Genomic DNA, 4,463 nt, shown 5'->3' with positions numbered 1-4,463 from the left:
CTGCCCTACCTGAAGTTCGCCGAAGGCTCGCCCGAATACAAGTACATGATGCAGCGGCGCATGGATCTGGGCGGCTTCCTGCCCCAGCGCCGCACCAAGGCCGCGCCGCTGGCCGTGCCCGCGCTGGAGACCTTCGCCGCGCTGCTGAAGGCCTCGGGCGAAGGCCGCGAGCTGTCGACCACGATGGCGATCGTGCGCATCATGAACACGCTCCTGAAGGATAAGCAGCTCGGCCGCCACATCGTGCCGATCGTGCCCGACGAGAGCCGTACCTTCGGCATGGAAGGCATGTTCCGCCAGTACGGCATCTGGAACCAGGAAGGCCAGAACTACGTCCCCGAGGACCATGACCAGCTCATGTTCTACAAGGAGAGCAAGACCGGCCAGGTGCTGCAGGAAGGCATCAACGAGGCCGGCGCGATGGCCGACTGGATCGCCGCGGGCACCGCGTACAGTGTGCACGGCGTGCAGATGATCCCGTTCTACATCTTCTATTCGATGTTCGGCCTGCAGCGCACGATGGACCTGTGCTGGGCGGCCGCCGACCAGCGCACCCGCGGCTTCCTGATCGGGGGCACCGCCGGGCGCACCACGCTCAACGGCGAAGGCCTGCAGCACGAGGACGGCCACAGCCTGCTGATGGCCAACATGATCCCCAACTGCGTGAGCTACGACCCGACCTTCCAGTACGAGGTCGCGGTGATCGTGCAGGACGGCCTGCGCCGCATGTTCGCCGAGCAGGAGGACATCTACTACTACATCACGGTGATGAACGAGAACTACGAACATCCCGAGATGCCGGTGGGCGCGGAAGCCGACATCCTCAAGGGCCTGTATGCCTTGCGCAAGGGCACCGACAGCAGCGGTCCGCGCGTGCAGTTGATGGGTTCGGGCACGATCCTGCGCGAGGTGATCGCCGCGGCCGACCTGCTCAAGGCCGACTGGGGGGTGGAAGCCGACCTGTGGGGCGCCCCGAGCTTCAACGAGCTCGCCCGCGACGGCCAGGCGGTCGAGCGCTGGAACCTGCTGCACCCGATGGAAGCGCCCCGCACGTCGCACGTCGCGCAGAAGCTCGACGGCGCGCAGGGCCCGGTCATCGCCGCCACCGACTACATCCGCCTGTTCCCCGAGCAGATCCGTCCGTTCGTGAAGAACACCTACGTCACGCTGGGCACCGACGGCTTCGGGCGCTCGGACACGCGCGAGAACCTGCGCCACTTCTTCGAGGTGGATCGGCACTGGGTGACGCTGGCGGCGCTCAAGGCGCTGGCCGATGAGGGCGTGATCGCCCGCGACAAGGTCGCCGCGGCGATGGTCAAGTACAACCTCGACCCGGCCAAGCCGAACCCGATGTCGGTCTGAGCGCGCAAGGAGACAAGAACATGAGCCAACTCATTGAAGTGAAGGTTCCGGACATCGGCGACTTCGACGCGGTGCCGGTGATCGAGCTGTTCGTGAAGGTCGGCGACACGATCGCCGTCGATGACGCGATCGCGACGCTCGAATCGGACAAGGCGACGATGGACGTGCCGTCCTCGGCCGCCGGCGTGGTCAAGGAAGTGCGGGTCAATATCGGCGACAAGGTGTCCGAGGGCAGCGTGCTGATCAAGGTCGAGGCGGCTGGCGCCGCTGCGAGCGCGCCCGCTGCCGCCCCTGCACCGGTTCCGGCTGCTGCGCCCGCCCCTGCTCCGGCTGCGGCTGCGGCGCCGGCGACTGCGGCCGCCCCGGCTGTGGCCGGTGGCGTGGTCGAGGTCAAGGTGCCCGACATCGGCGACTTCGACGCCGTGCCGGTGATCGAGCTGTTCGTGAAGGTCGGCGACACGATCAAGGTCGATGACGCCATCGCCACGCTCGAATCCGACAAGGCCACCATGGACGTGCCGTCCTCGCATGCCGGCGTGGTGAAGGAAGTGCTGGTCAGCGTCGGCGACAAGGTCGGCGAAGGCAGCGTGCTGCTCAAGCTCGAGACCGCGGGCGGTGCTGCCGCCGCGATCCCGGTCGCACCGGCTGCCGCCGCGCCCGCGGCGGTCGCGGCCCCCTCGCCGGCCCCGCTGGCCGACGGCGGTCCCGCCGCCAGCGCCCCGGCGGCGATGCCGGCCGCGGCGCCGTCCGCGGTCAAGGTCGGCGGCAAGGTGCACGCCAGCCCGTCCGTGCGTGCGTTCGCCCGCGAGCTCGGCGTCGATCTCGGCCAGGTCAAGGCCACCGGTCCGAAGGGTCGCATCCTCAAGGAAGACGTCGCCGGCTTCATCAAGGCGGCAATGACCAGCGGCGTGGTCCCGGGCAAGACCCCGGCGGCTGCGGCCGCGGGTGCGTCCCTGGGGGGTGCTCAGTTGGGTGGCCTCGATCTGCTGCCGTGGCCCAAGGTCGACTTCGCCAAGTTCGGCGAGATCGAAGTCAAGCCGCTCTCGCGCATCAAGAAGATCTCCGGCCAGAACCTCGCCCGCAACTGGGTGATGATCCCGGCGGTGACCTACCACGAGGACGCCGACATCACCGACCTGGAAGCCTTCCGGGTGCAGATGAACAAGGAGTACGAGAAATCGGGCAAGAAGCTCACCATGCTCGCCTTCATCATCAAGGCCTCGGTGCGCGCGCTGCAGGAGTTCCCCGAGTTCAACACCAGCCTCGATGGGGACAACCTGGTCTACAAGAAGTACTTCAACATCGCGTTTGCGGCCGACACCCCCAACGGCCTGGTGGTGCCGGTGGTGAAGGACGCCGACAAGAAGAGCGTGTTCGACATCGCCGCCGAGACCGGCGCGCTGGCCAAGAAGGCGCGCGACGGCAAGCTCGGTCCGGCCGACATGTCGGGGGCCTGCTTCACGATCAGCTCGCTGGGCGGCATCGGTGGCACCTACTTCGCGCCCATCGTCAATGCGCCCGAAGTGGCCATCCTCGGGGTGAACAAGTCGGTGATGAAGCCGGTGTGGGACGGCAAGGCGTTCGTGCCGCGGCTCACGCTGCCGATGTCGCTGACCGCGGATCACCGCGTCATCGACGGCGCGCTGGCCACCCGCTTCAACGTGTACCTCGCGCAACTGCTGGCGGACTTCCGCCGCGTGATGCTGTAAGGAGATCGCCATGAGTCTCGTGGAAGTGAAGGTGCCGGACATCGGCGATTTCGATGCGGTGCCGGTGATCGAGCTGTTCGTGAAGGTCGGCGACAGCATCAACGTGGACGATGCGATCTGCACGCTCGAGTCCGACAAGGCCACCATGGACGTGCCCTCCTCGGCCGCCGGCGTGGTCAAGGAAGTGCTCGTCAATCTGGGCGACAAGGTCGGCGAAGGTGCGGTGCTGCTGAAGATCGAGGCGGCCGGTGCCGCAGCCGCAGCGCCTGCCCCGGCCGCGGCACCCGCAGCGGCCCCGGTCGCCGCCCCGGCGGCGGCCGCGCACGGCGGCGCGGCCGATGTCGAGTACGACATGGTCGTGCTCGGCGCCGGCCCCGGCGGCTACTCGGCCGCCTTCCGCGCCGCGGACCTGGGTCTGAAGACGGCGATCATCGAGCGCTATTCGACACTCGGTGGCGTGTGCCTGAACGTGGGCTGCATCCCGTCCAAGGCGCTGCTGCACGTCGCCGCGGTGATCGAGGAGGCCGAGCATGTGCATACGGCCGGCATCCAGTTCGCCAAGCCGTCGGTCGATGTCGATGCACTTCGCAAGCACAAGGACGGCGTGATCGGCAAGCTCACCGGCGGGCTCTCGGGCATGGCCAAGGCGCGCAAGGTCGACATCATCCGCGGCTACGGCAGCTTCCTCGACCCGCATCACCTGGAAGTCGAGGAGACGACCGGCGGCGCGCAGGACAAGACCGGCGCGAAGAAGGTGGTGAAGTTCAAGCAGTGCATCATCGCCGCCGGTTCGGCCGCGGTGCACCTGCCCTTCCTGCCGCGCGATCCGCGCATCGTGGATTCGACCGGCGCGCTCGAGCTGCGCCAGGTGCCGCAGAAGATGCTGGTGATCGGCGGCGGCATCATCGGCCTGGAGATGGCCACGGTGTATTCCACGCTGGGCGCGCGCATCGACGTGGTCGAGATGCTCGACGGCCTGATGCAGGGCCCGGACCGCGACGCGGTCAAGGTGTGGGAAAAGCAGAACGCGCACCGCTTCGACAAGATCATGCTCAAGACCAAGACCGTCGCCGTCGAGGCGAAGGACGATGGCCTGTATGTGACGTTCGAAGGCGACGCCGCACCGGCCGGGCCGGTGCGCTACGACATGATCCTGCAGTCGGCGGGCCGCTCGCCCAACGGCAAAAAGATCGGCGCCGACAAGGCGGGCGTGATCGTCGGCGAGCGCGGCTTCATCCCGGTGGATGCACAGATGCGCACCAACGTGGCGCACATCTTTGCGATCGGCGACATCGTCGGCCAGCCCATGCTCGCCCACAAGGCGGTGCATGAGGCGCACGTGGCGGCCGAAGTCGCCGCAGGCCACAAATCCGCCTTCGATGCGACCGTGAT

The 4,463-nt window shown here is 67.7% G+C and carries 2 protein-coding genes and 1 pseudogene; all 3 read left to right on the top strand.

All coding sequences use genetic code 11. The annotated features are described in order from the left end of the window. Positions 1–1,362 (top strand): annotated as a pseudogene (gene aceE, locus GH664_RS21905) (pyruvate dehydrogenase (acetyl-transferring), homodimeric type); the annotation flags it as partial. A gap of 20 nt (positions 1,363–1,382) precedes the next feature. Then, entirely contained in the window at positions 1,383–3,071 is a 1,689-nt protein-coding gene (gene aceF / locus GH664_RS21900; RefSeq protein WP_153170234.1) for a dihydrolipoyllysine-residue acetyltransferase, read from the top strand. A gap of 10 nt (positions 3,072–3,081) precedes the next feature. Beyond that, positions 3,082–4,463, top strand: a 1,382-nt coding sequence (locus GH664_RS21895; RefSeq protein WP_153170233.1) for an NAD(P)/FAD-dependent oxidoreductase, incomplete at its 3' end; no start/stop codon positions are given.

This window comes from Thauera sp. 2A1, assembly GCF_009469595.2.
Taxonomy (GTDB): Bacteria; Pseudomonadota; Gammaproteobacteria; order Burkholderiales; family Rhodocyclaceae; genus Thauera.
Note: the sequence above shows the minus strand (reverse complement) of the source record. Positions and strands in the feature narration are given on the sequence as shown.

Bases quoted from the DNA above. Each gene is read 5' to 3' on its own strand.
- aceF (WP_153170234.1), top strand. From the start codon at position 1,383: ATGAGCCAACTCATTGAAGTGAAGGTTCCGGACATCGGCGACTTCGAC.